The sequence below is a fragment of the Actinoallomurus soli genome, from assembly GCF_024055715.1.
Taxonomy (GTDB): domain Bacteria; phylum Actinomycetota; class Actinomycetes; order Streptosporangiales; family Streptosporangiaceae; genus Actinoallomurus; species Actinoallomurus soli.
Window position 1 is genome coordinate 1,210,442 of record NZ_JAMXMV010000001.1, and the last position, 26,452, is coordinate 1,236,893.

General features: G+C 71.3%; 25 protein-coding genes. 10 read left to right on the forward strand and 15 right to left on the reverse strand.

Annotation, left to right across the window (positions count from 1 at the left end):
- The first annotated feature begins 109 nt into the window (after window positions 1-109).
- The 3 genes from NDW01_RS05495 (at window position 110) to NDW01_RS05505 (ending at window position 1,411) form a co-directional block, all read left to right on the forward strand.
- Window positions 110-358 (forward strand): hypothetical protein, encoded by a 249-nt coding sequence (locus tag NDW01_RS05495; protein ID WP_252817166.1) that lies wholly within the window; start codon window positions 110-112, stop codon window positions 356-358.
- 74 nt (window positions 359-432) lie between these two features.
- Complete coding sequence (locus NDW01_RS05500; protein WP_252817168.1) at window positions 433-915, forward strand: universal stress protein; 483 nt, start codon at window positions 433-435, stop codon at window positions 913-915.
- Between the two features lie 70 nt (window positions 916-985).
- Complete coding sequence (locus NDW01_RS05505) at window positions 986-1,411, forward strand: CBS domain-containing protein (RefSeq protein WP_252817170.1); 426 nt, start codon at window positions 986-988, stop codon at window positions 1,409-1,411.
- A gap of 11 nt (window positions 1,412-1,422) precedes the next feature.
- On the opposite strand, the gene NDW01_RS05510 is transcribed toward NDW01_RS05505, so the two are convergent.
- From NDW01_RS05510 to NDW01_RS05525, 4 genes are all read right to left on the reverse strand, one after another.
- Entirely contained in the window at window positions 1,423-4,200 is a 2,778-nt protein-coding gene (locus NDW01_RS05510; RefSeq protein WP_252817172.1) for a cation-translocating P-type ATPase, read from the reverse strand.
- A 60-nt stretch (window positions 4,201-4,260) separates the two neighbouring features.
- The gene (locus tag NDW01_RS05515; RefSeq protein WP_252817174.1) at window positions 4,261-7,941 is read right to left on the reverse strand and encodes a hydantoinase B/oxoprolinase family protein; all 3,681 of its coding nucleotides are present in this window, start codon (window positions 7,939-7,941) and stop codon (window positions 4,261-4,263) included.
- Between the two features lie 118 nt (window positions 7,942-8,059).
- Window positions 8,060-8,563 carry a VOC family protein gene (locus NDW01_RS05520; protein WP_252817176.1) on the reverse strand — a complete coding sequence of 168 codons (504 nt, stop codon included), beginning with the start codon at window positions 8,561-8,563 and terminating at the stop codon, window positions 8,060-8,062.
- An 84-nt stretch (window positions 8,564-8,647) separates the two neighbouring features.
- Window positions 8,648-9,415, reverse strand: a complete 768-nt coding sequence (locus NDW01_RS05525; protein WP_252817178.1) for a pirin family protein — start codon at window positions 9,413-9,415, stop codon at window positions 8,648-8,650.
- Window positions 9,416-9,538: 123 nt separating this feature from the next.
- Between NDW01_RS05525 and NDW01_RS05530 the strand changes: the two genes are divergently transcribed.
- The gene (locus tag NDW01_RS05530; protein WP_252817180.1) at window positions 9,539-10,012 is read left to right on the forward strand and encodes a MarR family winged helix-turn-helix transcriptional regulator; all 474 of its coding nucleotides are present in this window, start codon (window positions 9,539-9,541) and stop codon (window positions 10,010-10,012) included.
- 25 nt (window positions 10,013-10,037) lie between these two features.
- Here NDW01_RS05530 and NDW01_RS05535 read toward each other — a convergent pair whose 3' ends face one another.
- Window positions 10,038-11,288 (reverse strand): GDSL-type esterase/lipase family protein, encoded by a 1,251-nt coding sequence (locus NDW01_RS05535; protein WP_252817182.1) that lies wholly within the window; start codon window positions 11,286-11,288, stop codon window positions 10,038-10,040.
- A gap of 321 nt (window positions 11,289-11,609) precedes the next feature.
- Here NDW01_RS05535 and NDW01_RS05540 point away from each other — a divergent pair, with 321 nt between their 5' ends.
- On the forward strand, window positions 11,610-11,843 hold the full coding sequence (locus NDW01_RS05540) for an EF-hand domain-containing protein (protein WP_252817185.1): 234 nt from the start codon (window positions 11,610-11,612) through the stop codon (window positions 11,841-11,843).
- A gap of 100 nt (window positions 11,844-11,943) precedes the next feature.
- Here NDW01_RS05540 and NDW01_RS05545 read toward each other — a convergent pair whose 3' ends face one another.
- From NDW01_RS05545 to NDW01_RS05555, 3 genes are all read right to left on the reverse strand, one after another.
- Window positions 11,944-12,660, reverse strand: coding sequence for a chitinase (locus NDW01_RS05545; protein WP_252817187.1), 717 nt, complete (start codon window positions 12,658-12,660; stop codon window positions 11,944-11,946).
- A gap of 154 nt (window positions 12,661-12,814) precedes the next feature.
- Window positions 12,815-13,291, reverse strand: a complete 477-nt coding sequence (locus NDW01_RS05550) for a cupin domain-containing protein (RefSeq protein ID WP_252817189.1) — start codon at window positions 13,289-13,291, stop codon at window positions 12,815-12,817.
- Between the two features lie 177 nt (window positions 13,292-13,468).
- Complete coding sequence (locus tag NDW01_RS05555; RefSeq protein WP_252817190.1) at window positions 13,469-15,061, reverse strand: purple acid phosphatase family protein; 1,593 nt, start codon at window positions 15,059-15,061, stop codon at window positions 13,469-13,471.
- Between the two features lie 407 nt (window positions 15,062-15,468).
- On the opposite strand from NDW01_RS05555, the gene NDW01_RS05560 reads away from it, so the two are divergent.
- Window positions 15,469-15,666 carry a hypothetical protein gene (locus tag NDW01_RS05560; protein WP_252817192.1) on the forward strand — a complete coding sequence of 66 codons (198 nt, stop codon included), beginning with the start codon at window positions 15,469-15,471 and terminating at the stop codon, window positions 15,664-15,666.
- A 207-nt stretch (window positions 15,667-15,873) separates the two neighbouring features.
- On the opposite strand, the gene NDW01_RS05565 is transcribed toward NDW01_RS05560, so the two are convergent.
- Window positions 15,874-16,506: a TetR/AcrR family transcriptional regulator gene (locus tag NDW01_RS05565; RefSeq protein ID WP_252817194.1), complete on the reverse strand. Its 633-nt coding sequence runs from the start codon at window positions 16,504-16,506 to the stop codon at window positions 15,874-15,876.
- A gap of 89 nt (window positions 16,507-16,595) precedes the next feature.
- Between NDW01_RS05565 and NDW01_RS05570 the strand changes: the two genes are divergently transcribed.
- Window positions 16,596-17,417, forward strand: coding sequence for an oxygenase MpaB family protein (locus tag NDW01_RS05570; RefSeq protein WP_252817195.1), 822 nt, complete (start codon window positions 16,596-16,598; stop codon window positions 17,415-17,417).
- Between the two features lie 75 nt (window positions 17,418-17,492).
- Here the strand turns inward: NDW01_RS05570 and NDW01_RS05575 are convergent, their stop codons facing one another.
- Window positions 17,493-17,891, reverse strand: coding sequence for a winged helix-turn-helix transcriptional regulator (locus NDW01_RS05575; protein ID WP_252817197.1), 399 nt, complete (start codon window positions 17,889-17,891; stop codon window positions 17,493-17,495).
- Between the two features lie 194 nt (window positions 17,892-18,085).
- On the opposite strand from NDW01_RS05575, the gene NDW01_RS05580 reads away from it, so the two are divergent.
- Window positions 18,086-19,120, forward strand: a complete 1,035-nt coding sequence (locus NDW01_RS05580; protein WP_252817199.1) for a zinc-binding alcohol dehydrogenase family protein — start codon at window positions 18,086-18,088, stop codon at window positions 19,118-19,120.
- Window positions 19,121-19,233: 113 nt separating this feature from the next.
- On the opposite strand, the gene NDW01_RS05585 is transcribed toward NDW01_RS05580, so the two are convergent.
- The 5 genes from NDW01_RS05585 to NDW01_RS05605 all read right to left on the reverse strand — a co-directional run bounded on the left by NDW01_RS05585 (window position 19,234) and on the right by NDW01_RS05605 (window position 23,725).
- A complete protein-coding gene (locus NDW01_RS05585; protein ID WP_252817201.1) occupies window positions 19,234-20,298 on the reverse strand; it encodes a glycosyltransferase in 1,065 nt (354 codons plus the stop codon).
- 48 nt (window positions 20,299-20,346) lie between these two features.
- Entirely contained in the window at window positions 20,347-20,964 is a 618-nt protein-coding gene (locus NDW01_RS05590; RefSeq protein WP_252817203.1) for a mycothiol-dependent nitroreductase Rv2466c family protein, read from the reverse strand.
- A 50-nt stretch (window positions 20,965-21,014) separates the two neighbouring features.
- Window positions 21,015-21,638, reverse strand: coding sequence for a dTDP-4-dehydrorhamnose 3,5-epimerase family protein (locus NDW01_RS05595; protein WP_252817205.1), 624 nt, complete (start codon window positions 21,636-21,638; stop codon window positions 21,015-21,017).
- A gap of 16 nt (window positions 21,639-21,654) precedes the next feature.
- Window positions 21,655-22,443, reverse strand: a complete 789-nt coding sequence (locus NDW01_RS05600; protein ID WP_252817207.1) for a class I SAM-dependent methyltransferase — start codon at window positions 22,441-22,443, stop codon at window positions 21,655-21,657.
- A 61-nt stretch (window positions 22,444-22,504) separates the two neighbouring features.
- On the reverse strand, window positions 22,505-23,725 hold the full coding sequence (locus NDW01_RS05605) for a nucleotide disphospho-sugar-binding domain-containing protein (protein WP_252817208.1): 1,221 nt from the start codon (window positions 23,723-23,725) through the stop codon (window positions 22,505-22,507).
- 409 nt (window positions 23,726-24,134) lie between these two features.
- Here NDW01_RS05605 and NDW01_RS05610 point away from each other — a divergent pair, with 409 nt between their 5' ends.
- Window positions 24,135-24,980 carry an NAD-dependent epimerase/dehydratase family protein gene (locus NDW01_RS05610; protein ID WP_252817210.1) on the forward strand — a complete coding sequence of 282 codons (846 nt, stop codon included), beginning with the start codon at window positions 24,135-24,137 and terminating at the stop codon, window positions 24,978-24,980.
- A 113-nt stretch (window positions 24,981-25,093) separates the two neighbouring features.
- Window positions 25,094-26,437, forward strand: a complete 1,344-nt coding sequence (gene rfbH / locus NDW01_RS05615; RefSeq protein ID WP_308211638.1) for a lipopolysaccharide biosynthesis protein RfbH — start codon at window positions 25,094-25,096, stop codon at window positions 26,435-26,437.
- Window positions 26,438-26,452: the final 15 nt, after the last annotated feature.

Here is a 26,452-nt window from a genome sequence, read left to right on the forward strand (position 1 = left end):
AAGACCCTGGGACGTCTCCACGTGGCGGGAAAAGCTGAAGACAGGACCGTCGCACGGATTCTGGGACTCGGCGGGGAACGCAGGAAGGAACCGGTGAAGGAGGGTGTCGATGATCCGAGACGGTGACCACACGGATGAGCGGTCGATTATGACCGACCTGGAGAAACGCGTCGCTCGGCTGGAGACCCGCACGGAGGCGGTCGCCGAGGCGATCCGGTCACTGGCGCACGGGCTCGAGGAGGGCCCGCTGGCCGAACCCGGGGAGCGGACGGTCGCCGAGGCCGCCCGCCGCGCGCACGAACTCCTGCTCATCACCGATCCTCACCGCGATGAGGAAGACCGCGAAGCCCGGCGATGAGCCGTTCGCGCGAGGCGGGTGGTCCCGGTGCGTGTCGGCGACGCGTTCCGGGCGGCCGCCCAGAGGTGAGCACGATGACCGGTAGCACTTCTTCCAGCGCCGAGCCGGCGCCGATCCTCGTCGGCATCGACGAGTCCCCGGCCCGGACGGCGGCGTTGCGCTGGGCGGTCGGCCAGGCACGCCGACAGGGGTGCCGGCTGCGCATCGTCCACGCGTGGGAACTGGGGCCGGGAGAGGCGGCGGTGCTCAGCCACGATGAGCGTGAGCAGAGACGGAAGTCCGTGGTCGCCGACTGCCGGGCCTCGATCGAACGGGTGCTCGGCCGAGCGGCACCGGACGTCGCCGCCGACATCGAGATCCTCGAAGGACCCGCCGGCCCGATCCTCGTCGAACTCGCCCGGAACGCGTCGCTGCTCGTCCTGGCCACCCACGACCGTCCCGGCAGACGACGCCTCACCGCTCAGTCGGTCGGCCACTACTGCCTGTCGTACGCGTCGTGTCCGGTGGTGATGGTCCCCGGTAAGCCGGAGGACGCCGATCCGCAGACCGGATGCTGAGCAGGCCGTTTCGGGCTCAGCACGAAAGAGCAGATCCCGAATAAGGGGCGTAAAAGAGGGGGATTCGATCATGACAACCGCACGCGAGATCATGCACCACGGCTGTGAGTGCCTGTCGCTCGACGAGGATCTCACCACGGCCGCCCGCCGCATGGCCGAGTCGGACGTGGGTGCGCTGCCGGTCTGCGGAGAGGACGGCCGGCTGAAGGGGATCATCACCGACCGCGACATCGTCGTGAAGGCCATCGCGCAGGGCAGGAACCCCGCCGACGTTCGCGCCGGAGACCTCATCGGCGAGGGCGAGGTCTTCTACGTCGACGCCGCCGCCGACATCGACAACGTCCTGCACGAGATGATGGAGCACCGTGTCCGGCGCCTGCCCGTGATGGAGAACGACCACCTGATCGGGATCATCAGCCAGGCCGACCTGGCGGCGAAGCTGCCCGAGGACAAGGTCGGTGAGCTCGTGTCGGCCATCTCCACCACATCGCACTGACGACGACGGCCTCATCGCCGTGGCGCCGGCGAGTCTGCGCGGACGGCCGTACGGGCGGCATGGCGCCGCACCAGGTGGCGGCGCAGCTCGTCGGCTCCCCAGACGATGAACGGATACGGGAGCAACAGGAGCAGATCGCCGGGGGGCAGCGGGGCGGTGCCCAGCAGGTGCTGGAACACCGGGGCGTACACGAACACTGCCACGAGGAGCAGCTCTCCGGCGATTCCCGCCAGCAGGTAACGGTTGGACAGGACGCCCACGGAGCGCAGCGACGTGTGCTGGGTGCGCACGGCGAAGGCCGTCCCGATCTGCCCCGCGACCATTCCGAGGAATGTCATGGTCGTCGCCTGCCGGTAGGCGTGATGCAGAGGATCGCCGACGCCGGTCGGCGCACCGGGACGCCAGCCCGCCCGGGTGAGCACGAGGAAGAAACCGGCCAGCTGCAGGACGCCGACCAGCACGCCGAGGAAGAGCCAGGCGCGCAGCAGCATGGGCGCGCGTATCACTCCTTCGGAACGCGGCCGGGGCGGGCGCTCCATGACGCCCGGCTCGGCGGGCTCACGGCTGAGCGCGAGGGCCGGGAGCGTCTCGCTGCCGACGTCGAAGGCCAGCAGCTGCAGGATCGTCAGGGGTAGCGGCACCGCGCCGCCGGCGAGCGCGAAGACCAGGAACGGGGCCACCTCCGGGGTGGCGTGGGCGAAGATGTAGATGATGAACTTGCGGACGTTGTCGTAGACGCGCCGTCCGGACCGTACGGCTTCGACGATCGAGGTGAAGTCGTCGTCCGTGAGGATCATGGTGGCCGCCTCACGGGCCACGTCGGTGCCCGAGCGGCCCATCGCCACACCGATGTCGGCGCGGTGCAGCGCCGGGGCGTCGTTGACCCCGTCGCCGGTCATGGCGACCACGTGCCCCTGGCCGCGCAGCGCGTCGGCGATGCGCAGCTTGGCCTCCGGTGACGCGCGGGCGAAGATCACGTCGCGTTCGTCCCGCAGGAGCTCATCGAGCTGATGGTCGTGCAGCCGGTCCAGCTCCTCCTCGGTGACCACACGGGGATGGCGGTCGGTGATGCCGACCCGGCGGGCGATCGCGACGGCGGTCAGCGGATGGTCGCCGGTGATCACGATGACGCGGATGCCGGCGGTCCGGCAACGCGCGACCGCCTCGGTGACTCCCGGGCGCGGCGGATCGAGCATGGCGATCAGCCCGACGAAACACAGGTCGCGTTCGGCGTCCGCGCGCCGATGCGGTGGACGCTCGCGCGGCGGCAGAGCGCGCTCGGCCAGCGCGAGGACGCGAAGTCCGTCGAGGGCGAAGGAGTCCACCTGGGCGGTGATGCGGCGCCGGTCGGCCGCGCCGAGCGGGACGCATCGGCCGTCGTCGCGCAGGAACTCCGAACAGCGGGGCAGCAGAGCCTCGGGCGCTCCCTTCGTATGGACGAAGAGCCCGTCGCGGTGCAGGTCGATGGTCGACATCAGCTTGAGCTCCGGGTCGAAGTGGAACTGCCAGCGGCGCCCGGCCTCCCTGCGGTCCGCTTCGACGTCGGCGCCCAGCGCCTGCGCCGCGAGCAGGACGGCGATCTCCGTCGGATCGCCGATCGGCTCCTCGCCCGGCCGGAGACGCGCGTTGTTGCACGCGGCGGCGATTCTGCCCGCCGCGGTCACCGTCGCGCCGGGCCGGCCGGCGGCCGGCCCCGGCCCCGGCCCCGCGTTGAGCCCGTCGACGACGCCCGCCGCGGTCCAGACCGCCACGGGACGCATCCGGTTCTCGGTGAGCGTTCCGGTCTTGTCGGTGCAGATGACGTCCGTGGAGCCGAGGGTCTCCACCGCGCTCAACCGTTTGACCAGCGCGCCCCGCGTCGCGAGCACCCGTACCGCCACCGCGAGCGCCAGCGTGATGACGGGCAGCAGGCCCTCCGGCACCATCCCGGCCAGCAGCCCGGCCGCGAAGACCAGCGCGTTCAGCACCGACAGGTGAGCGCCGAAGGTGGCCACCGGGATGAACGCGATCGCGAGCACGACCGAGACCACCGCGATCAGCCAGGCGACCCGGCGGACCTGCCGCTCCAGGGGGCTGGGGTCCTGCCGGACGCGTTCGGACAGCGCCGCGATGCGACCGAGCTCGGTCGCCATGCCGGTGGCGAACACCACGCCGCGAGCCTGGCCTCCCGTGCAGCTCGTCCCACTGAACACCAGGTCGTGCGCTCTGAGCACGGGCACGTCGACGTCCAGGATGGACGCCGACCGCACCGCCGGGACGGCCTCGCCGGTCAGCGCCGACATGTCCACCTCGATCGCACCGGCCAGGAGCCGCACGTCCGCGGCGATCCGATCGCCCTCCTCGATGATCGCGATGTCGCCCGGCACCAGTTCGGCGGCGTCGATCTCCGCCGAACCGCCGTCGCGGAGTACCTTGGCGCGGAGCGGAAGATACTCCGCCAGCGCCTCGACGGCCCGCTCCGCCTGTAGTTCCTGCGCGAACGCGAAGGCGGCGTTCAGCACGATGATCGAGACGACGGCGACCGCGACGACGACCGACCCGACGATCAGCAGCAGGCTCGCGGCCAGCCACAGCAACAGGGCCAGGGGATGGGTCAGCTGACGGGCCAGTTCCCTCGGCCAGCGCCGTCCGCCGCGACGCCGCAGCTCATTGCGGCCGTACTGCAGCAGCCGCCGCCGCGCGTCCGCGCCGGACAGCCCCCGCTGAGAACTGCGCAGATCGCGCAGCAACAGCTCGGCGGCCTCCTCCGGGTTGACGCCGGGCGGCTGGAGCCAGGCCTCATGTCTCATCGGCACCCGGATCAGTACCCCGTGGCGTCCGTCGCCACCCCCGGGCGGGACGCGACGGTGTCACGGCGGGTCCGGACGGCCGTAACCGCCGCCGCCCGGGGTCTCGATGACGAAGACGTCTTCGGCGTCCACCGGCAGCGAGTCGCACCCCCGCATCTTCGTCACGGAGCCGTCCGCGTGCTCCACCCACTGCCGGCCGACCTCGCCGGGTCCGCCGCCGGCCATGCCGTACGGGGGGACGCGCCGGTGACCGGCCAGCGTGGTCACGGTCACGGGCCGCAGGAAACGGATCCGGCGCCTGCCGCCGTCGCCTCCTCGGCGGCGTCCGGCGCCACCGCTGCCCCGGCGGATCTCGAACGCCTCCAGGCGCACCGGGTAACGCCACTCCAGGATCTCGGGGTCGGTGAGCCGGGAATTGGTCATGTGGGTCTGCACGACGGAGGTCCCGTCGAAGCCCTCGCCGGCACCGGAGCCGCCCGCCACCGTCTCGTAGTACTGATACTCCTCGTCGCCGAAGGTGACGTTGTTCATCGTGCCGGAGCTTTCGGCCATGACGCCGAGCGCGGCGTACAGCGCCCCCGTGACCGCCTGTGAGGTCTCGACGTTGCCCGCGGCCACGGCGGCGGGGTACTCGGGAGAGAGCATCGTATGAGGCGGAATCCGCACCCGGATCGGTTCGAGGCATCCGGCGTTCAGCGGGATGTCCTCCGCGACCAGGGTCCGGAAGACGTAGAGCACCGCGGCCATGGCGACGGACGATGGGGCGTTGAAGTTGTCCGTCAGCTGGGGCGAGGTGCCGGTGAAGTCGATCTCGGCGGTCCGGGCGGCGCGGTCGACGCGGACCGCGACCTGGATGACCGCGCCGTTGTCGAGTTCGTACGAGCAGGAGCCGTCCCGCAGCAGCGGGATCACGCGGCGTACGGCCTCCGCGGCGTTCTGCCGGACATGGCGCATGTAGGCGTGGACGACGTCGAGCCCGAAGTGGCGGACCATGGCGTGGAGTTCCTCGACGCCCTTCGCGTTGGCGGCGACCTGGGCGCGCAGGTCGGCGATGTTGTCGAGCGGGCCGCGGGAAGGGTGCGCCGCGGAGCGGAGCAGGTCGATCGTCTCGGGCTCCCGGAACCGGCCGCCGTCGGCGTCGTCCGCCGCGCCGTCGACGAGGAGCCGGACGTCGATGAGGACGCCCTCCTCCTCGATCCGGGTGCTGAAGGCCGGCATCGAGCCGGGGGTGATGCCGCCGATCTCCGCGTGGTGACCGCGGGACGCCACGAAGAAGAGCAGCCGCTCCGGTCCGTGGCGCGGGCCCGTGGACGATCCGGTCCCGTCCTTCGTTCCCTCGCCGAAGACCGGGGTCACGACGGTGATGTCCGGCAGGTGGGTGCCGCCGTGGTAGGGATCGTTCAGAACGTAGACGTCGCCGCGCCTCATCCGGCCCGTCCGGCGCTCGATCACCTCCTTGATGCTCTCGCCCATCGAGCCGAGGTGCACGGGGATGTGCGGAGCGTTGGCGATGAGGTTGCCCGCCGGGTCGAAGAGCGCGCAGGAGAAGTCCAGCCGCTCCTTGATGTTGACCGAGTGCGCGGTGCTCCGCAGCCGCACGCCCATCTGCTCGGCGATGGACATGAAGAGATTGTTGAAGATCTCCAATCGGACGGGATCGACCTCCGTTCCGATCGCCCGCCGGGTGACGCGCGCCTCGACACGCGTGAGGAGCAGGTTCTCCCGGTCGTCGACCACGGCCACCCAGCCCGGGTCCACGACGGTCGTCGCATTGGCCTCGGCGATGATCGCCGGTCCCCTGACGGAATCCCCCGGGCGGAGGCGGTCCCGGTGGTGCAGGGCGATCCGGGACCAGGACCCGCCCACGTACGCCGGCACCCGCACGGACGCCGAAGAGCCGTGCCGCCGACGCCGGCCCGGCGCGGGCGGCGCCCCACCGGACTCGCCGACGACCTCGACCGACGCCGCCTCCACGACGATCGGCCGGCCCGGCATGAGGAAGGAGAAATGCCGCCGGTACCGTTCTTCGAACTCCCGGACCATCGCCGGTGCCGTGCCGACCGGTATCTGCAGCGCGGTGTCGGTGCCCGCGTACCGCAGATGCGCCCGTCGCACCACGCGGATCCGGTCGGCCGTCACGCCCTGCTCCCGGATCTCGGCCCGGCCCTCCGCCTCGAGCCTCTGGAGAGCCGCGGTGAGTTCCGGCGGAACGTCCACGTCCAGTGACCGCTCGATCGCCGCCTCGCGCATCGCCGTCAGGTCGGCCAGGCCCATCCCGTAGGCCGACAGCACGCCCGCGAGCGGATGAATGAGCACCTTCGTCATACCGAGGGCGTCGGCGACCGCGCAGGCGTGCTGGCCGCCCGCCCCGCCGAACGTCGCGAGCACGTACCGTGTCACGTCGTAACCGCGCTGAACGGAGATCTTCTTGATCGCGTTCGCCATGTTCGCGACCGCGATCTCCACGAAACCCGCGGCGACCTGCTCGGGGGTGCGACCGTCACCGATCCGCGCGGTCAAGGCGGTGAAGCGCCGGCGGACGACCTCGGAGTCGAGCGGCAGATCGCCCGCGGGCCCGAAGACGCGTGGGAAGTGCCCGGGCTGGATCCGGCCCAGCATGACGTTGGCGTCGGTGAGGGTCAGCGGACCGCCTCGCCGGTAGGACGCGGGCCCGGGGTCGGCGCCGGCGGAGTCGGGGCCGACCTGGTACCGGCCGCCGTCGAAGTGAAGTATCGAACCACCGCCCGCCGCGACGGTGTGGATCGTCAGCATCGGAGCCCGCATCCGGATCCCGGCCACCTCGGTCTCGTACCGCCGCTCGAACTCGCCCGCGTAGTGGGAGACGTCGGTGGAGGTCCCGCCCATGTCGAAGCCGATGACACGGCGGTGGCCCACGGCGGCGGACGTGCGGGCCATCCCGACGACGCCTCCCGCCGGGCCGGACAGGATGGAGTCCTTCCCGCGGAAGGTACGAGCGTCGGTGAGCCCTCCGTTGGACTGCATGAACATCAGCCGTACGCCGCGGAGCTCGCGGGACACCTGCTCGACGTACCGGTCGAGGATGGGGGACAGGTAGGCGTCCACGACCGTCGTGTCGCCGCGTGGCACCAGCTTCATGAGCGGGCTGGTCCGGTGGGACTCCGAGACCTGGGTGTAACCGATCCGGCGCGCGATGTCCCCGATGCGCGTCTCGTGCCGGGGATACCGGTAGCCGTGCAGGCAGACCACGGCGACCGACCGGAACCCCGCCTCGTACGCCTCCCGCAGATCCCCGGTGACCGCCTCCTCGTCGAGAGGAAGGATCACGTCGCCGTTCGCGCCGACGCGCTCGCGCGCCTCGATGACCCGTGAGTAGAGCGGTTCGGGGAGCACGATCCGCCGGTCGAACAGACGCGGCCGGTCCTGGTACGCGATCCGCAGCGCGTCGCGGAAACCCGCACTGATCACCAGCACCGTCGGCTCGCCTCTGCGTTCGAGGAGGGCGTTGGTGGCCACCGTCGTGCCGAGACGGACGGACTCGATCAGCCCGGGCTCGATCGGGAGGTGGGCGGGGACCCCCAGGAGATGCCTGATCCCGGCGACGGCGGCGTCCGTGTAACGTCCCGGGCTCTCCGAGAGCAGCTTGTGCATGACCAGCACGCCGTCGGGCCGCCTGCCGACAACATCGGTGAACGTGCCGCCACGGTCGATCCAGAACTCCCAGCCCTCGGCCACCTCAGCGTCCGTGACCTCGGTGAGCATCCCGCGCCATGAACACCACGTTCGATTACGGAGGGCGAGGCGGGGAAGGGCCGAAGGTCACGCCCGGCCCCGCGTTCCTCCGGCTGGGCCCGCCCGTCGGCGGCGGGCCGTCCGCTCGTCACAGCACCTGGTTGCCGTACATCTCGCCCAAGGGGTCCGCGATCAGCTCGATACGGGCGCCGTCGGGGTCGCGGAAGTAGACCGAGACCTCGCTGTGGACGACGTGCTCGACGCCGGCCTCGTCCAGGCGGCGCACGATCTCCTCCCAGCGCGCGGGCTCCACGGAGATCGCACAGTGGTGGAGGCCACCGAGGACCTCGGCGTACGGGCCGAGGTCGAGGCCGGGGAAGTCGAAGAAGGCGAGCAGGTTGCCGTTGCCGATGTCGAAGAAGAAGTGCGAGGAGCCGGGGTAGTCCCGGTTCTCGATCAGCTCGGTGAGCGGGAAGCCCAGCACATCCTGGTAGAAGCGGATGGTGCGCTCGACGTCGCTGCTGATCAGGGCGGTGTGATGCAGGCCGCGCGCCGTGGACGAAGGACGCTCGGCGGCCGGGCGGAGGTGGGCGTCACGGATGCGCTGCCGCTCGGCCTCGATCGCGCCGAGATCGGTCGGGGTGTCGGTCATGGTCTCCTCCGAATCGGGGTGGTGGTGGTTCCCTGCCCGCGGGCGGGGTGATGGACGCCCCGCCCGTGGATCCTGCGCGGCCGGTCAGGCGGCGATCGTGGCGTGCATCTCCCACACCAGGATCTCCGCCGGCTCCGTCGCGGTGACCCGCTGCCCGCCGACGGCGGTGAAGCGCACGGCGTCACCGGTGCCGAGCGGGCCGGCGTCCTCCAGGTTCACGGCGCCGCGTGCGACGAACAGGTGCAGGAACGGCGCGTCGGGGAGCTCGGCGGTCTGACCGGGCGCTAGACGGGCGGCGTACAACGCGGCGTACCGGTTCTTGATCCGGATCGCGGCCTCCCCGTCGTGCCGCTCCATCCCGGAGGCGACGGGGACGAGCGTGCCCGAGGACAGCAGTTTCTCGTCGATCTCGAGCTGCTCGTAGCCGGGGGTGATGCCGGCCTCATCGGGCACCACCCACATCTGGACGAAATGCACCGGCTCATCGTGCCGCTCGCCCTGCAGATGCCAGGAGTCGTTCTTCTCGGAGTGCAGAATGCCGGTGCCGGCGCTCATCCGCTGGGCGAGACCGGGGTAGATCACCCCGTTGTGGCCGGTGGAGTCCTGGTGGACCAGCGAACCGCGGAGGACCCAGGTCACGATCTCCATGTCACGGTGCGGGTGGGTCTCGAAGCCCATGCCGGGAGTGACCACGTCGTCGTTGTTGACGAGCAGCAGCCCGTGGTGGGTGTTGCGGGGGTCGTGGTGATGCCCGAAGGAGAACGAGTGCTTTGAATCGAGCCAGCCGATCTCGGTCTTGAAGCGGTCGTCCGCGCGGCGGACGTCGATCTGCGGGCTCATCGGGGTGCGCATGAGGTGGCCTCTCATTCCGGTCGTCGAGGTAGATGATGCATCATCTAGGCCGCCCAACCCACATGACACGTCATATATTTCCATCGGTACGAGACGTGTCATCCACGATCTGAAGTGGGGCTCATGAGCGGCACCCGGTGGCTCGACGACCAAGAGCAGCGCGCCTGGCGTGCGTTCATCCGCATGCACGGGCGACTGACCGCCCGGCTCAACCGGCAGCTGCAGGCCGACTCCGGTCTCTCACTGGCCGACTACGAGGTGCTCGTTCAACTCACCGACGCCCCGGACGGGCGGCTGCGGCCGTTCGAGCTGCAGCGGGACCTGCAGTGGGAGCAGAGCCGCCTGTCCCATCACCTCACCCGGATGCAGCGCCGCGGCCTGGTCGCGCGCGAGGAGTGCGACGAGGACGGCCGCGGCGCCCTCATCGCGCTGACCGACGAGGGCCGTCGCGCCATCGTCGCCGCCGCCCCGGGGCACGTCGAGACCGTACGGCGCCTGTTCTTCGAGGGGCTCACCCGCGACCAGCTCGCCACGCTCCGGCAGGTGTCCGACGAGGTGCTCGCCCGGCTCGACACGGGCGCCGACCTCGGCGGCTGACACCACGGGGCGGCCGCCGACGGCGTCAGTGGCCGGGCAGGCCGAACGCGGACAGGTCGATCGACCGGCCGAGCCGCAGGTCACCGGCGGCGTTCGGGTGGTAGCAGTCGTGACGCCAGGGTTCGTAGATCACGGTGGGGTCGTCCGGATCGCGGAGGACGGCGTCGAAGTCGAGGACGGCGTCGAACGTCCCGGACGTGCGGATCCAGGCGTTCACGGCGAGCCGGGTCTGCTCCTGGGCACTGCCGGCGGTGTTGCACATCGGCAGGACGGTGGCGCCGACGATGCGGTGACCGGCGCGGTGCACGCGGGCGGCGATGCCCCGCATCGCGTCGATGACCTGCCGGGCCGGGGCGGACGGCGCGTACGTTCCGCCGCCGATGTCGTTGGTGCCCTCGAGCAGCAGGACGTAGCGGACGCCGGGCAGCGACAGGACGTCGCGCTCCAGGCGCTCCGGTGCGGGCGGTCCGCAGCACTGGCCCGTCGGGTCGTAGGGGTTCGGCTGGACGCTGACCGTGTTGCCGCTGATTCCGGCGTTGGCGACGGCGAGCCGCCGTCCGGGCGGCAACGCGTTGATCCGCTCGGCGAGCACGTCGGTCCAGCGCGGGCCGCCGCCTTCCGCGTTGTAGCCGTCGGTGATGGAGTCGCCCAGGGTGACGATCGTGCCGTGCGCCGGCGACACGGCGCTGACCGCGTCGGCCCACCACAGCGTTCCGGGCCGGAACTCGCCGAAGGCCGTCCCGGTCACGTCCGATCCCGCGTCCCCCGCGGTCGTCGACAGGAACGAGCCGGGAGTGTCGGCCTGCGGCGGCGGGAAGGTGTGGTCGTCGACGGGGGCGCCGGGGGCGTAGACGCTCACCGAGACGTGGTCGCCCGGCCGTACGCGGATGGGGAGAGGGTCGGTCCAGGCGCCGGCGCCCGGCGCGATGCTGACGGTCCGCGCCCCGTGGAACGTGGCGTGACGGTCCGAGCCCGGCCTGAGCGCCGGGGAGTCGGGGGACGGCTGCAGGCCGACCCACACCGAACGGACGTTCACCGGGCCGTCGCCGAAGGGGTTGCTCAACCGCACGCGCAGCCGGGTGCCGGAGGCCGTGACGGTGAGGACGTTGCGCACGGTCGCGTCGGAGGAGGTGCCGTGGACGCCCTCCAGCGCGGACTCGGTCACGGTGATCGACGGGGACGCCGGGCGGGGCGGGGAGGCGCCCGCCGTGGTGCCGGAGGCCAGGAGCACGGCACCCGCCACGGCGAGGATCGCGGGCAGTCGAAGCGTCATCATCAGGTTCTCCGTCGACAGGGGCCCGCAGGGGGTCAGCGGCGTACCGGCGAATATGTTGCGCCCTGCAACATAACTCCGCGCTTCGCGCGGCAGAAGACCTTGGGGCGGCGCATTCTCCCCAGCCGCTGCCTTCCGTGATGCGGGTCGGCCGCCATCCGCCGGGCGACCTGGGGGTTCAGGGGAGTCCGGTGGCCGGCCTGGCTGATTCCGGCCACGGCCGACGACCGGCGAACGTGAAAGACGGCTTTTCCGCCTGAGGACGGTCGCACTCCCGGGGATCGTTACGATCAGGGATCACGGTCGCTCTGGTGGAAGGGAATCATGTCCGATCAGTACGAGGCGGTGTTCGCTCGCTACGACACCGATGGGGATGGGCGGCTCACCGTGGACGAGGTGACCGCGGCGATCGCGGGGATGTTCCCGGCGGCCGAGGTGGACGACCTGTCGGGGATCATCAGGGCGTTGTTCGCCCAGTACGACACCAACCGCGACGGGTTGCTGTCGGCCGCCGAGTTCGTGCCGCTGGCCCAGAACCTCCCCGAGCTCGGTTCGTAGGACCGGCCGCGCCCGCCGACGACGCGTGCGCGGCGTTCCCTGGCGGCGGGCGGGTTCCGTCGCCGGGGGCGCCGAGGCGCGGACCGGACCGCGGCGGAGGTCAGCAGGACAGGTTCCGGCCGGCGCTGACGCCGAGGATGCCGGCGAACCTCTTGTAGAGGTCGATGCGGTTCTGCCGCTGGTCCGGATTCTTCCCGTCGCACTCCAGGTCGCCGTTGACGGCGCGGATCGTCGCCCCGAAGCCCCTGTCGTTCACCATGGCCTCATGCGGGGTCATGGTGCCGGCACCCCTCTGGGTGTTCCAGAACCACAGGCCGGTCCGCCACGCGACGGCGGCGTCCCTCTCGACGCGGTAGGGGTCGTGCAGCAGGTCGAGGTGCAGGGCGTCGCCGGCGGCCTTGTAATTGAAGTTCCAGCTCAACTGCAGCGGACCGCGCCCGTAGTAGGCGCTCGCGCCCGCCGGGCAGCCGTAGGGCCGCGTTCGGTCGCAGTAGTGGCCGTAGTTCGCGGTGTTCTGCTCGACGACGTATCGCAGGCCGCCGGTCTCGTGGCCGACGTTGGCGAGGAAGGCCGCGGCCTCGCGCCTTCGCGTGGCGTCGCCGCCCGTCCTCGCGAAACCCGGGTAGGCGCGCAACGCGTCGGTGAGGCCCTGGTAACCGTAGAAGGCGTTGCGACTTGGGAACATCGCCTCGAACTGCGCCTGGCCGACCACGAAGGCGGCGGCGTCCGTCCGGGTCGCGCTCGTCGCGGCGGCCGCCGGGGTGACCAGGGCCAGAACGCCCGTCACGGCGACTGAGATCACGGGATGTACGGTCATCTCTCCTGCTCCTCGCACAGCGTGGACCCACCGGTGAGAGACCGGTCTTCCGGTGGTGCGGCTCTTCCGGTGGTGCGGCCGGACGACGAATGATCCGTACGCGACTACCATCTGTAGCAGAGATGTTCCCGATCGTGACGCTCCGATGAGCGTGTCACGGCGTCTCGGCGTCCTCGGGCCGGTCGACCGGGGCCCAGAGGCCGGGCAGGTTCACGACGATGCCCTCCTGGGTGCTGCGCGCGATGACCACGACCGCCTCCTCGTCGGGTGAGGGGTTCTCCTCGCGGTGCGGCACGTACGGCGGGACGAAGACGTAGTCGCCGGGCGCGGTCTCCAGGCGCACCTCGTCCTCGCCTTCGGCGAAGACGAACACCGGATGCCCGGACACGACGTAGATCGCGGTCTCGGCCTCGCCGTGATGGTGGTCGCCGGAGTTGCTCGCCGGGGCGACGTGCGTGCGGCCCATCCAGAGTCGCCGGGACCCGACGGTCCGGCCGGAGACCGCCTCGAACCGCCGCATGCCCGATGTCTGCGCGGTGTCCGGGGACAGGCCGTTCCCGCGGATGTGTTCTAGCCGCCCGTGCCACGCGGCGGTGCCCGCCGCGGTCGTGTCACCCTCCTGATCGTCCATAACGGCCATCCTCCCACTCGGCCGGCTTCTCCCGCCGGCCGAGCCGGGAGAAGCCGCCTCCGGCCGGCCGGGTGGCGCTGGACCGGGTCATCGTGCGGGCTCGGCCGGCGCGGCCCGGCGGGGTTCGCCGGTGACGAGTGGGCCCACGGCGGTCACGACCGCCGTGGGCCCACTCGCTCACGCCCGGTGCCCGCTGCGGGGCTTGCGGAGCACGAACCGGTCCAGCTCCTGGTAGTCGGCGGAGCCGAGGTCGGCGCCGTAGTGCGTGACGGTGATCTCGGTCTTGCCACCCGGGGCGTGCGGTTCAAAGTCGAACGCGGCGAAGCCGTACGGCCGCTGCAGGTCCCGGTACGCGGACCAGGGAGCCGGCTCCGTCGTCGTCTTGGACGCGCGCTGGGTGGTCGGGTCGCCGGGGCCGACGTCGTAGATCACGACGCCGTCGTGCGGCGAGTCGAACGCCGACCACGGCGTCGCGGAGGAGTGCCCGCCGCCACCGATGATCATGTGGACGGCGCCCTTGGTGGTGTCGATGACCGAGGCGTTGGTCTCCTGCGGCGCCGGCGTGAGCAGCGAACTGCCCGGCAGCACCCCCTTGACCGGGAACGTGCGCTCGAAGTGGTGCTCGTGCCCCGCCACGACGAGGTCCACGCCGTACTTGTCGAAGAGGGGCAGGAACTCCTGGCGGATGCCCAGGTCGGCGCCGTTGAAGTGCGCGGAGGACATCGCCACCTGGTGCATGCAGACGATGATCCAGTCGATGCCGGGGTCCTCCCTCGCCGCGCGGAGCGTCCGCTCCAGCCAGGCCTTCTGCGCGCCGTGGCTGTAGCCGCGGATGTAGGGGTCGTACCCCTTCGCCTTGTAGCCGGGAACGTTGTCGCGCCGGTACGCGCTGAACGCGCCGTCCTGCAGGCACACGTCGTCGTTGTTGATGGAGATCACCCGGATCGGGCCGACCGTGAAGGCGTACCAGTTGCCGGCGAACTCCCGCGACCCGTTGCCCGGCAGGGTGAACCGGGTCTGGTACGACAGGTAGCCCTCCGGGCCGTTGCCGACCTCGTTCTCGTGGTTGCCCTGGCAGGGCATCCACGGACGGTTGCGCGCCGAGCGCTGGTTGTTGTTGAAGAAGGACTGCCACGTCTGCACGGGCGCGTCGCTGAGGTTCGCGTAGCACAGGTCGCCGTTGAGCAGGTGGAAGAGCGGGTCGAGGCGCTCCACGGCGTCGACGATGTAACCGGCGTTCGCCGTCGCCGGGCCGAGCCCCTTGCCGACCTTGGCAGGGATCGCCTGATCACCGAAGCTCGTGAACCGGAAGCCCTTGGACCGGCCGTGCGGCGCCGTGCGGAACGACCCGCTCAGCGGCGCCGCGCCGCGGTGCGCCACCTCGTACTCGTACCGGGTGTCGGCGGCGAGCCGGGGCAGGACGGCGTGGTAGGTGAAGACGGTCTCTCCGGTGAGGGCCTCCGTGTAGACCCGCTCCTCGGCCGGGATCTCCAACCCGAGCCCGTGGGCCGGCCTGCCGAGCCGGACCACCGGGCGGCGGACCCGCTGGGGCGCGGCCCAGGACACCGCCATCTCATGGGCGGCGTCCGCGCCGAACTGCAGGTGCAGTTGTTCCGGCGCGGGTGCTCCGGCCTCATCCGCCGTGGTCACCAGCGCGGCGGCGCTGCCGGCCCGGCCCAGGACGGGCGCGGCGACGGCCAGTCCGCCCAGCCCGCGTAGAACCTGCCGCCGGGCGACCTCGTTGGACGACTCGTTCGGGGACTCGGCCATCAGCACTCCTTGTCATTCGATACCGGGAGCACGATCGCCGTCGCCGGTGATCGACGAGTGAACCGACCCTCTCGAGTACGTGAACAGTGTGCCGATCGCGCGGTGAAAGAGGGCGGTGAACAGGTCATTCGCACGCCAGGCGCGGGCGAATCCGCCTGGCATGCGGTCCGCCCGCGATCGCCGCCGCTTCGACTCCTTCGCCGGCGCGAGTGCGCCGGCCGCCGGTCGCGACCACCCCGCCCTCTCGATCATGAAGTCCGCTTCACCCAGCCCCGGTGACCGACTGGGCTATTCGACCGAGATTCGGGTACAAGCCCGGCGTCCATGCCCCCCATCCGTCGGCACGTGGTCAGCCCCCGTCGTTCCACCGGTGCCGGTCGCCGGCCGACGCAGTCGTTGGAGTAACGATGAGAATCACCTCGGTCGTCGTCATCTTGTGGCTCATCATCGGTGCCATCGCCGCCGGGCAACGCCACTACTACAACCACGGTCCGAAGAACTGCTCCCAGGCGGGCACGGTCCTGGTCACGATCGTCGCCGGCCCCCTCAACTACATGGGAGTGAACCCGAAGATCTCCTGCAAGACGCCCGAGCCCAGCAAGTGACGGACGTCGCGGGGAGCCGCCTCGTCGGGCGGCCCTGACGAGGCGGTACCGGCCCGATACGCCGGGCGCGGAGGCGGTGGCCGAGCATCCGGAGCCGGGCCGGGCGCGGCGCCCGCCCCGGGCCGGCGAGCCCGTCGGCGGCCGAGGCGAGGACCAGGGGCCTGTCGCGCGCGATTCCGGAGCCCCGTGGGCGGCGTCGCGTGAGGATCAGCCGGACGTACGCGGGTCCCGGTCGGCGAGGGCGGTGAAGATGCCGACGCACTCGGTGACGACCTCCTCCTCGCTCATCGGGAGGGCGCCGGCCAGCCAGGCGGTCAGCGTCTGCGCGAGTCCGCCGACGAGGAACTGCGCGATGAGCTCGAGCCGGGGACCGTCGGGGATGCCGTAGGACCGGCGGGCCTGTCCGCCGAGGAGCCGCGCGAAGAACCTGGAGGACTCGAGGCGCCGCCTCGCGAGCAGGGGATCCGTCAGGGTCACGGAGAACAGCACCCGTCCGTGCCGCGGATCTCCGGCCACCGCGCGGACGAGCTGCTCGATCCCGGCTCGGATCTTGGCCTCGGGTCGCGCCCCGGCGGCCTCGACCGCGGCCAGGGTGGTGGCGGCGATGCTCTGCGCGACGTGCTCGTGGACGGCCGCCACCAGTTCGTCGCGGTCGGCGAAGCTCTCGTAGAAGTAGCGCGGGGTCAGCCCCGCCCGCCGGCACACCCGGCGCACGGTGAGCTGGTCCTCCTCGGCACCGCCCAGCAGGTCGAGCGCCGCCTCGATCAGCTGCGCCCGGCGCTCGGCCCGGCGATCGGCGCCGGTCATCCCGCCGTAGACCCGCATCTCCGAACCGGTCATGCGGCCATCTTGACAGGTCGCCCGAGTCGGAGTCTGATCTGAAAACAACTGTTGCCAGATCGCGTAGCCGGATCGCCGGAGGAGTGTCCATGGCCACCACCGAACCCGTTCCGTTCGATGGCGAGGCGATCGTCGGGGCGGCGCTCCTGGCGGGCGGGGCCAATGTGATCATGCAGCTGGCCCGGCCCGGCGTCGGGTACGGCGTGATCGAGAGCCGTGTGGAGAGCGGGCAACTGCACCGCCATCCGATCAAACGCGCACGGACGACCTTCAGCTACCTCGCCGTCGCACTCCTCGGCGACCCGGACGACAAGACCGCCTACCGCAAGGCCGTGAACAAGGCCCACGCGCAGGTGCGCTCCGGCCCTTCCAGCCCGGTGTCCTACAACGCCTTCGACCCCGCCCTGCAGCTCTGGGTCGCGGCCTGTCTCTATCGGGGGCTCGAGGACACCTACGAGGCGTTCATCGGCCCGCTGACGCCCGCCGTACGGGACCGGCTCTACCGTTCATCGGCGACTCTGGGCACCACCCTGCAGGTGCGGCCCCGGGACTGGCCCGCCGACCGTGAGGCGTTCGAGAAGTACTGGCGTGAGGAGTTGCGGCACGTCTCGATCGACGACCCGGTACGCCGTCATCTGCTGGCGCTGGCCGACCTCCGGTTTCTGCCCCGGCCGGTCAGCGCGCTCCTGGGAGGGTTCAACCGGTTCGTCACGACGGGGTTCCTGCCGCCGGAGTTCCGTGCGCCCATGGGCCTGCCGTGGAACGCACGGGACCAGCGCCGGTTCGACCGGCTCATCGCCGTCCTCCGGGTGCTGACCCGCCTCCAGCCCGTCGCGCTCCGCCGGTTCCCCTTCAACGTCCTGCTGTGGGACGTGCGCCGCCGCGTCCGCACCGGCCGCCCCCTGGTGTGACCGGGCGCCCGGACCGGTCCCGGCACGGTCACCGGCCGGATACGGTCGCGCGGTCGCCGGCCCGACGGCCCCGGATCACGCGGGGCGCGCGGTCTGGATCTCGTCGATGTGCCCCTCCACCCAGTCGCGGAGCCCGGCCAGCGGCGCCGCGACGCTCCGGCCGAGCCGTGTGAGCGAGTACTCGACGTGCAGCGGGACCGCGGGGTAGATGGTCCGGTCGACGAACCCCATCTCCTCCAGCCGGCGCAGCGTGTTGGTCAGGACCTTCGGGCTGACACCCTCCAGGCGGCGCTGCAGCGCGCCGAACCGCTGCGGGCCCTCTTCCATCGCCCCGATGGCGAGCGCGGACCACTTGCTCGCCAGCAGGTCGAGCACGTCGCGGCAGGGGCACTGTGCCGCGTACACGTCGTGCCGGTCGTGCCGGCCCGTCGTACAGGTCGTGGTCATCGCGATCGTCCCCGTCTGTTCGGACATCCCTCAGTGCCCGTACTTCCCAAAGGGAAGTAGAAGCTCTTGCAGGTTACTACCCGCCGTTGAGTACGTTGTGGCTCTGCCTCCGGCCGACACCGGTCACGCGCGCGGCCGGCCGGCCGGAGGCCGAGACCTCGTACGGATCAGCGCCCGGCCGGTGTCGCACACCGGCCGCGTCAGGAGAGCCGGGAACACCGATGAGCGAGACGCAAGACACCAGCATGCCCGCGGTCGCCTACCGCAAGAACCTGCCGATCGAGGACGACGCGAGCCTGCTCGACGTCGAACTCCCGGTGCCCCGGCCCGGCCCGCGCGACCTGCTGGTCCGCGTGGAGGCCGTCGCGGTCAACCCCGTGGACTACAAGGTCCGCCGGAACACCGACCCGGGCGGCGAGCCCAAGGTGCTCGGCTGGGACGCCGCGGGCACGGTCGTCGCGGTGGGTGACGAGGTGCGGCTGTTCGCCGTCGGCGACGAGGTCTACTACGCCGGCGCGATCGACCGGCCGGGCACGAACTCCCGCTTCCACACGGTGGACGAGCGCATCGTCGCCCGCAAGCCGGCCACGCTGTCCTTCACCGAGGCGGCGGCGCTGCCGTTGACCTCGCTCACCGCGTGGGAGGGACTGTTCGAGGGGCTGGGCCTGCGCGAGGGCCCGCTGGAGAGGACCGGGACGCTCCTGGTGACGGCGGCGGCCGGCGGCGTCGGCGCGATGGTCGCGCAGCTCGCGCGCGCCCTCACCAGCCTGACGGTCGTCGGCACGGCCTCGCGGCCGGAGACCGTGGAGTTCGCCCGCCGGATGGGCGTGACGCACGTGGTCGACCACCACCGCCCGCTGCCGCAGCAGGTGGCCGAGGTGGCACCCGGCGGGGTGGACCACATCTTCAGCACCGCCGGCACCGACCGGAACCTCGCCGCCTACGCCGACATGCTCAAGCCGTTCGGCCGGCTCCTCGCCATCGACGACTTCGGGCCCGTGGAGATCGGGGTGCTGAAGTCCAAGAGCATCTCGTTCCACTGGGAGCTCATGTTCACCCGCTCGCTGTACCAGACCCCCGACATCGCGGTGCAGCACCACATCCTCACCCAGGTCGCCCGGCTCGTGGACGCCGGCATCCTCCGCACCACCGCCACGCGCGACCTCGGCCCGGTCAACGCCGCGAACCTGCGCGAGGCACACCGCATCCTGGAATCCGGCACGGCCATCGGCAAGATCACCCTCACCGGCTTCTGATCCGGCCGGCGACGCGGCCCGGCCGTCGCGGGCGTCACGCCCCACCGGAGGCGTGCGGCCGGGGCCCGCGTCCCTCTACGGTTCCACCCCGCGCGGCCCGTACGGGGAGGCGGTCAGGGCGCGGGAAGGACCTCCAGCTCGCGCAGCACCTCGGCCGGGGTCGGCAGTGAGGCGCTCTCCTCGGCGAGGAGCCGCGCCCGCTCGGCGTACCGCGGGTCCGACAGGATCTCCCGGCAGGCCGCGCCGATGAGCTCGCCCGGGTCCGGCCGTTGCCCGTCCACCATGAGGGCGGAGCCGAAGCCGCACAGGGACTCGGCGACGTTCGCGCTCATGCGCTTGTCGGGAATGATCATCTGAGGCACGCCCGCGTTCATCATCGTCGCGACGGTCGTCGCGCCGCCGTGGTGGACGGCCAGGTCGCAGGTGGGAGCGACCACGTCCAGGGGGATCCAGCCGACGCGGACGTCACCGAGCTCCGCGCCGAGCCGCTCGGCGGCCTCGGGGAGCGCCGCGACCAGCACCTCGGCCCCCGCCCCGGTCAGCTCGTCCACCAGCCTCCGCAGGGGAGTGCCGAGGGTGTCGAGCACGAGGTTGCGGGTTCCGGCGGTGATCAGCACGCGGGGGCGGCCGTCGGGACGGGTGTACACCCAGGGCTCGAGACGACGCTGACGTACCCGGGGGACCCAGCGCATCGACCGCGCGGCGGGCGAGCCCGGCGGCCGGAGGGACGGCGGGCAGAGGTTGATGAACATGCCGGGTCCCGGCAGCTCGCCCAGCCCCAGGCGCTCCAGCTCCGGCTGAAGCATCTCCTCCGCCGTACGGTCGCGGTCCGCCATCGAGGCGACGTGCCAGACCTGACGCGCGTACGGCACCTTGATCCGGGCGGCGAACACCCTGGGGACGTGGGACAGGCCGCCGACGACCAGATCGGGGGTCCAGACCTCCGCCAGATCCAGGAGGGCGTCGAGCCGGTCGGTGGCGGTCATGCCGTCCTGCCCGTACCGCATGCGGTCGGGAGTGATGCAGACGGCGGGAAGGCCGACGGACTCGGCGGCCTCCATGAGCGGCTCGTCGGCGGCGAGGAGGACCTCGTGCCCGGCGTTCCGCGCCGCCGAGCCGAGGGGGGTGACGGCGAAGACGATCGCCTGGCTGCCGCCGACGGTGAACAGGATCTTCATGGAGGTTTGCTTCTTCCCGTGAGACGACGGTGGAACGCCGCGGCAGACTCAGGTGGGGATCGGAGGGCGGGTACGGCTTCGCTTGAGCTCGAAGAAGCCGTCGATCCCGGCCACGGCCAGGACGCCGTCCCAGAGCCTCACCGCGTCCTCGCCGTGCGGGGTCGGCGACACCACCGGGCCGAAGAAGGCCGCGTTCCCCACCGCGATGATGGGGGTGCCCACCTCGGTGCCGACCCGGTCGACGCCGTCCTTGTGCGAGGCCCGCAGCGCGTCGTCGAACTCGTCGGACCAGGCCGCTCCGGCCAGGGCGGGGTCGAGGCCCGCGGCGACCAGCGCCGCCTCGTAGGTGGACCGTTCTCTGGGCGCCTCTTCGTGATGGAACCGGACGCCGAATTCGGTGTACAGCCCTCCCAGCACCTGGGAGCCGTACTTCTGCTCGGCGGCGATGCAGATCCGCACCGCCTCCAGCCTCATCGCCTGCCCCTTCCGCTGCCGCTCGGACAGGTCGGCGCGGCCCTCATTGAGCATCGTCAGGCTCATCACGTGCCAGCGCGGCTCCACGGGCCGCAGCTTCGCCACCTCGAGGATCCATCGAGAGGTGAGCCACGCCCAGGGGCAGGCCGGGTCGAACCAGAAGTCCACCGGGATACGGGCGTCTTGCGACAATGTCGGCCTCCTCGCCGGAACTTCGAACTCGTGGCGTGCTCAGCGCCCGCCTACGACGACTCCCCGACGACGTGCGTGTCCGGCAGGGAGAGCGGGCGCGTCGGGCACTGCTGGTAGGTGGGCAGGAGGCCGGCTTCCGCGGCCTGGGCGAGGGTGGGAGCGGCGGCGTCCTTGACCGAGCGGATCGGGGGTTCGGCCAGGTCCCAGGGCAGGGCCAGGTCCGGGTCGAGCGCGTCGAGCTCGATCATGGTGCCCGGCACGTACTCGGTGGAGCACAGGTAGCACATGCAGGTGTCGTCGGTGAGGGCCAGGAAGGCGTGGCCGAACCCGTCGGGCAGGTACACCGCCGTCCCGGTCTCGGGGCTCTGGTAGGTGACGTCGTAGTGGCCGAAGGTGGGTGAGCCCGCGCGGATGTCCACGACGATGTCCAGGGCGCGTCCCCGCACGCACGTGATGAACTTCGCCTGGCCCGGCGGAACGGTGGTGCCGTGTATGCCCCGCAGGGTGTTCCGCCTGGACACCGAGTAGTTGACCTGCCGGACCTCGAAGTGCCGGCCGGTGGCGGCCAGCAGGGCGCCGGCGCGTACCGACTCGAAGAAGCGGCCCCGCGTGTCCGTGATGGGTTCGGGTTCGATCCGGTACGCGCCCGGGACCGTCATCGCCGTGATCAGCACCGTCTGCTCCGTCGCATCAGTCGTTCCAGCGCAGGTAGATGACCGGGGGCTCACGGCCGGGGATCTGGTGCAGGGTGGCCTGCCCCAGGTCCAGCACCTCCCGCAGCGCCGTGGTCTCTCCCGGCCATTTCGGGTGGGCCAGCTCGTCGAAGGCGACCACGGCGCCTTTGGCCAGGTACGGGGCGATGGCCTGCAGCACGTCGCGGGTCGGCTCGTACAGGTCCAGATCGAAATAGGCCATCGCGATGACGGTCTGCGGGTTGTCCTCCAGATACCGGGGAACCGTCTCCCGCACGTCGCCCTCGACGATGAAGCTGCGCTGGACGTGCCCGAGGGGTTCGCCGAGTTCGTGGGCGCGCAGCACCTGGCGCAGATGCTCCGGGAAGTCCTCCGCCGTGCCGAACCGGCCGGCGACCGCGCTCGGGCTGACCTGGTCCACCTCGTGGACGTCGGGGAACCCGGTGAAGGTGTCGAAACCGATGATCCGGCGCAGGGAGTTCTGCGGCTCGTAGAACCCGCGCAGCGCCGTGAGCGCCGTCAGGTGGCGGCCGTGCAGCACCCCGAACTCCATGATCACCCCGGGCACCTGGAGCGCCTGCCGGTACAACGCGTCCATGCTCAGCAGGTCGCTCACCTGACACCGGCGCAGGTACACGGCCAAGTGGTCGATCAGGTACTCCACCGGGATCGGGGTCTTGGCCAACAACTCCGTCAGCCGCTCACGCGATTCACGCTCGGTCGCCGACTCATGCGGCACGATCCGCGGATCGGTGTACCGGGAATCGGTGTACCGGGAACTCGTCATTGAACTTCGCTCCAGCTTCCATGAGGTCGTCGTGGATCCCCGCGGCCGGACAGGCCTCCGGCTACCGGGAGATCAGCGCTTCCAGCATCGGGACGACCTCGGCCGGCGTCGGCTGGGCCGCGATCTCCTTGGCGAGGAGGTGCGCCCGTTCGGTGTAACCGGGCTCCGCGAGCATGTCCCGGCAGGCCGCGGCGATCACCTCACCCGGTTCCCGGCCGGCCGCCTCCCCCTCCGCCTGCGGCCACAGCGACCTGCCCGCGCCGAAGTCGCTGAGGGACTGCGCGACGGCGTCCCGGTGATAGTCCGGCTTGCCCTCGGGGATGATCAGCTGGGGTACGCCGCCGGCCAGCAGCGTCAGAACGGTGGTCGCGCCGCCGTGATTGACGGCCAGGTCGCAGGTGGGGGCGACCGCGTCCATCGGGATCCAGCCGACGCGGACGTCGCCCATGTCCTGGCCGAAACGTTCGGCGACGGAGATGCGGTCCGGGATCTGGTGCGCGGTCAGCTCCCGGTTCCCCGGAGAGGCGGCGATCAGCACGTCGACCCCCATCCCGGTCAGCTCACCCACCAGCTGCCGCATGCCCCATCCCTGGTCATGGAACATGAGGCTGCGGCTACCCGAGGTGATCAGAACGCGGCGGCGTCCCTCGGGGCGGTTGTACACCCATCGTTCGAGACGGCGCTGCGGGTTGCTCGGGATCCAGCGCAGTGGCTGCGCGGGACCGGGGGCGTCCGAGGGCCGGAGCGACGGCGGCGTGGCGTCGAGGATCAGATCGGGCTGCGGCAGTCCGTCCAGCCCGAGACGCTCCAGGTCGGCCCGGAGCTCCTCGGCGGCTCCCACGTCGGTGCGGGCCACCGGGATCTGGTTCTCGATGTGGCGCACGTACGGGAGCTTGAGGCGGGCGGTGAGCAGCATCGCCCCGAAGCACAACGCACTGCCGACGACCACGTCCGGAGCCCAGTCCCCGGCCAGCTCCAGGAGCGGTTCCAGCCCGGCCCGGCCCATCCGGGCGAATCCCCGGCCCTGACCGAGCATCTGCTCGTCCGGCGGCGTCGGGGGAAGCCGCAGGGCGTCATCGCGGGTGTCGGGCAATCCCATGAACTTCCGGATCGGCTCGGTGGCGTAACAGAAGGTGGGCAGGCCGATGGACTCCGCGGTCTTCACCCACGGCTCGTGGGCGGCCAGCATGACCTGATGCCCCGCGTTCCGTGCGGCCGTCGCCAGCGGGGCGACTGAGAAATAGGTCGGTTGGGATCCCGTGACGACGAACAAAATCCTCATGGCACACCGGACGCCTTCCAGGGGGCGGGCAGGCACGTGGAACGAAAAATCGTCTCTCAAGCGCGGTGAAGACCGCTGCCGGCAGGCTTCCGGAGATTTCTACCCCGCACCCGACCGAGGCCGCGAGCGTTCAACCCGGATCGGTCGCGATGACGCGGTATCGATGGCGGCGTTCAACTGCGTCCTGTGCACAGTCGGACGAACACGGCGAAGACGCGGGCTGCCGAGCCACGGGACGGAACTCGACCGGCGGTTCCCCGGCCGTTCGACCTTTACTCGACCATCGCGCGATTTCCGGCGCACACGATGAATGCCCGGTTCAGCGTCGGAGTCGGATCGAGTCCTGCATGCGTTCTCAGATCGAAGAGATGACCGTACCCGGTCCTCCGTCGTCGGCGAGTCGGCGGACATGCGGGTCCTGCTGACCGGCGGCACCGGCCGGGTCGGCAGCCGGGTGGTGCCCCTGCTGCTGAACCGCGGTGACCGGGTGCGCGCCCTCGTACGCGACGAGGCACGAGGCGGTCCGCTCGCGGCCCGTGGCGCCGAGGTGATGAGCGGTGACCTGCGCGATCCCGCCGCGCTGCGCGGAGCGGTCGACGGCATGGACGCCGTGGTGCATCTCGCCGCGGCGACCGGGCGCGACGCCGGACCGGAGCAGATGACCTCGGTGAACCGGGACGCCGCCGTGGCGCTCGCCCGTGCCGCGCTGCGCGCGGGAGCGGCTCGTTACGTCTTCGCCAGCACGTACTTCGTCTACGGTCCGGGCCGCGGGCGTCCCGCGGCCGAGGACGACGACCTGAAACCGCAGGGGGACTACCCGAACAGCAAGGCGGCGGCCGAGGACGCGCTGCGCGAGCTGTATCGGCGAGACGGACTCGAACTGCGGATCATGCGGTTCGCTCTCGTGTACGGCTACGGGGACCCGCACCTGACGACCTCCATGGCGCGGATCCGGACGTGGCCGGCGCACCGGCGCCTGCACCTGGTGCACCACGCCGACGCGGGGCAGGCCGTGCTCAGGGCTCTGCACACGGAGGGCGTGGACGGCCGCGCGTTCAACGTCGCCGACGACGCGCCGATCACGGCCGCCGAACTGCACCGGCTGCACGGGCGGCCTCTCGACACGGAGGCGGCGGACCGGCCGCTGGACGACCCGTGGGCGGGCATCGTCGACACCACTCGAATACGCGCGGAACTCGGCTTCCGGCCGGTGTTCCCCACCATCTACACCGCCTGGGACGCAGGTGCGTGGTGACCGGCACGGAAATGGCTCGATCATCGCGAAATCTCGCATTTTCGAGGGAGGCTCGATGGCGCCTGGAGAGTGCCCTGTGAAACTCCCGAGGTGAGCGCTCATGGAGGCATGCGGTGACCGAGGCTAAGTCGATGTTGTTGGACCAGGTCCGTGCTTATCACGCCGATGCGTCGACGGCGGCGGAATTCATTCCCGGGGTGACACGACTGCCTCCCGCCGGAGCGGTACTGGACGAGGACGACCGTGTCGCGCTCGTCGAGGCGGCGCTGGATCTGCGCATCGCCGCGGGCGCCCGGGCACTGAAATTCGAGCGGGAGTTCGCGCGCACGCTCGGACGGCGCAAGGCCCACCTGGCGAATTCGGGGTCATCGGCCAACCTCCTCGCCGTCTCGGCGCTGACCTCACCCGTACTCGGAGATCGCAGGCTGCGGCCGGGCGACGAAGTGATCACGGCCGCCGCGGGCTTCCCGACGACCGTCAACCCGATCGTCCAGAACGGGCTGATCCCGGTCTTCGTGGACGTGGACCTGCGCACGTACAACACGACGCCCGACCGGGTCGAGGCGGCGATCGGCCCTCGTACGCGGGCGATCGCGATCGCCCATTCCCTCGGCAACCCGTTCGCGGTCGACGAGATCGCCGAGCTGGCCGCCGCGCACGGGCTGTTCCTGATCGAGGACAACTGCGACGCCGTCGGTTCGCGCTACAACGGGCGGCTCACCGGCACCCGCGGCGACCTCGCGACCGTCAGTTTCTATCCGGCGCACCACATCACCATGGGGGAGGGCGGCTGCGTCCTCACCGACGACCTCACGCTGGCGCGGATCGTCGAGTCGCTGCGCGACTGGGGGCGTGACTGCTGGTGCGAGCCGGGCGAGGACGACCGGTGCCACAAGCGGTTCGGCTACCAGCTCGCCGACCTCCCGTACGGGTACGACCACAAGTACTCGTTCTCGCACGTCGGCTACAACCTGAAGGCGACGGACCTGCAGGCGGGGCTCGGCATCAGCCAGCTGCGGAAGCTGCCCGCCTTCGGGGAGGCGCGGCGGCGCAACTGGCGGCGGCTGCGCGACGGCCTGGACGGCGTGCCCGGCCTGCTGCTGCCGCGGGCGACGCCGGGCGGCGATCCGAGCTGGTTCGGTTTCGCGATCACCGTCGCGGCGTACGCGGCGTTCGGGCGTCGTGAGCTGGTCGAGTTCCTGGAGTCGCGCAGGATCGGGACACGCCTGCTCTTCGCCGGGAACCTGACCCGCCACCCCGCCTACCAGGGACGCGACTACCGGGTCGTCGGAGAGCTCACCAACAGCGACATCATCACCGAACGCACGTTCTGGATCGGCGTCCATCCCGGGCTGTCCGACGAAATGATCGACTTCATGGCCGCCTCGATACGGGAGTTCACGGGCCGGTGGGGTGATCTCCCGGCCCGCTCCGCGCCGCAGACCGTCCCGCGGTGAGCCTCCGGCGCTCTT

What these genes read in the sequence shown, in the direction of transcription:
- NDW01_RS05600 (WP_252817207.1), bottom strand. Translation starts at nt 22,443, where the DNA reads ATGACGAGTTCCCGGTACACCGATTCCCGGTACACCGATCCGCGGATC.
- NDW01_RS05555 (WP_252817190.1), bottom strand. Translation starts at nt 15,061, where the DNA reads ATGGCCGAGTCCCCGAACGAGTCGTCCAACGAGGTCGCCCGGCGGCAG.
- NDW01_RS05520 (WP_252817176.1), bottom strand. Translation starts at nt 8,563, where the DNA reads ATGACCGACACCCCGACCGATCTCGGCGCGATCGAGGCCGAGCGGCAG.
- NDW01_RS05530 (WP_252817180.1), top strand. Translation starts at nt 9,539, where the DNA reads ATGAGCGGCACCCGGTGGCTCGACGACCAAGAGCAGCGCGCCTGGCGT.
- NDW01_RS05540 (WP_252817185.1), top strand. Translation starts at nt 11,610, where the DNA reads ATGTCCGATCAGTACGAGGCGGTGTTCGCTCGCTACGACACCGATGGG.
- NDW01_RS05525 (WP_252817178.1), bottom strand. Translation starts at nt 9,415, where the DNA reads ATGCGCACCCCGATGAGCCCGCAGATCGACGTCCGCCGCGCGGACGAC.
- NDW01_RS05510 (WP_252817172.1), bottom strand. Translation starts at nt 4,200, where the DNA reads ATGAGACATGAGGCCTGGCTCCAGCCGCCCGGCGTCAACCCGGAGGAG.
- NDW01_RS05610 (WP_252817210.1), top strand. Translation starts at nt 24,135, where the DNA reads ATGCGGGTCCTGCTGACCGGCGGCACCGGCCGGGTCGGCAGCCGGGTG.
- NDW01_RS05545 (WP_252817187.1), bottom strand. Translation starts at nt 12,660, where the DNA reads ATGACCGTACATCCCGTGATCTCAGTCGCCGTGACGGGCGTTCTGGCC.
- NDW01_RS05500 (WP_252817168.1), top strand. Translation starts at nt 433, where the DNA reads ATGACCGGTAGCACTTCTTCCAGCGCCGAGCCGGCGCCGATCCTCGTC.
- NDW01_RS05560 (WP_252817192.1), top strand. Translation starts at nt 15,469, where the DNA reads ATGAGAATCACCTCGGTCGTCGTCATCTTGTGGCTCATCATCGGTGCC.
- NDW01_RS05570 (WP_252817195.1), top strand. Translation starts at nt 16,596, where the DNA reads ATGGCCACCACCGAACCCGTTCCGTTCGATGGCGAGGCGATCGTCGGG.
- NDW01_RS05580 (WP_252817199.1), top strand. Translation starts at nt 18,086, where the DNA reads ATGAGCGAGACGCAAGACACCAGCATGCCCGCGGTCGCCTACCGCAAG.
- NDW01_RS05535 (WP_252817182.1), bottom strand. Translation starts at nt 11,288, where the DNA reads ATGATGACGCTTCGACTGCCCGCGATCCTCGCCGTGGCGGGTGCCGTG.
- NDW01_RS05605 (WP_252817208.1), bottom strand. Translation starts at nt 23,725, where the DNA reads ATGAGGATTTTGTTCGTCGTCACGGGATCCCAACCGACCTATTTCTCA.
- NDW01_RS05550 (WP_252817189.1), bottom strand. Translation starts at nt 13,291, where the DNA reads ATGGACGATCAGGAGGGTGACACGACCGCGGCGGGCACCGCCGCGTGG.
- NDW01_RS05585 (WP_252817201.1), bottom strand. Translation starts at nt 20,298, where the DNA reads ATGAAGATCCTGTTCACCGTCGGCGGCAGCCAGGCGATCGTCTTCGCC.
- NDW01_RS05495 (WP_252817166.1), top strand. Translation starts at nt 110, where the DNA reads ATGATCCGAGACGGTGACCACACGGATGAGCGGTCGATTATGACCGAC.
- NDW01_RS05575 (WP_252817197.1), bottom strand. Translation starts at nt 17,891, where the DNA reads ATGTCCGAACAGACGGGGACGATCGCGATGACCACGACCTGTACGACG.
- NDW01_RS05515 (WP_252817174.1), bottom strand. Translation starts at nt 7,941, where the DNA reads ATGCTCACCGAGGTCACGGACGCTGAGGTGGCCGAGGGCTGGGAGTTC.
- NDW01_RS05505 (WP_252817170.1), top strand. Translation starts at nt 986, where the DNA reads ATGACAACCGCACGCGAGATCATGCACCACGGCTGTGAGTGCCTGTCG.
- NDW01_RS05565 (WP_252817194.1), bottom strand. Translation starts at nt 16,506, where the DNA reads ATGACCGGTTCGGAGATGCGGGTCTACGGCGGGATGACCGGCGCCGAT.